General features: G+C 60.1%; 1 protein-coding gene. It reads left to right on the top strand.

Annotated elements, in window-relative coordinates; genetic code table 11:
• Window positions 1–393, top strand: a 393-nt coding sequence (locus ACFHWW_RS34355) for a TrbI/VirB10 family protein (RefSeq protein WP_379943859.1), incomplete at its 5' end; no start/stop codon positions are given.
• Window positions 394–406 lie beyond the last annotated feature (13 nt).

The following is a 406-nucleotide window of genomic DNA, read 5'->3' as shown; positions in this document are numbered from 1 at the left end:
AACTCCATCGGCACGTATAGCTTGGGGCGCTCGGGCTTGACCGGCCATGTCTACAACAAATGGCGCGAGCGGTTCGGCTCCGCAATCATGCTTTCGGTCGTCGGCGCCGGCTCCAGCTTCCTGACCGGCTACGGAAGCGACGAGGCGTTCGGCGACGACAACAGCGAGGCACAACGTGGCGAGGAGCTCGCCCGCGAAACCATCGCCGAGACCTTCTCGGATATGGCGAACCAAGCTTTGAGCGAAAACCTGCGAATTCCTCCCACCATCAGCGTCAGCCAAGGCGAGCGGATCTTTGTCTACGTACGCCAGGACCTCGATTTCAGCGCCATGTATGACGACCCAGTCACCGAAGCGATGAAGGAGATTCAACGTGAACGTCGCCGCAGGTAACGCCACTACGATC

Origin of the sequence: Sinorhizobium sp. P24N7 (assembly GCF_042436655.1) — a bacterium.
Taxonomy (GTDB): domain Bacteria; phylum Pseudomonadota; class Alphaproteobacteria; order Rhizobiales; family Rhizobiaceae; genus Sinorhizobium; species Sinorhizobium meliloti_A.
Note: the sequence above shows the minus strand (reverse complement) of the source record. Positions and strands in the feature narration are given on the sequence as shown.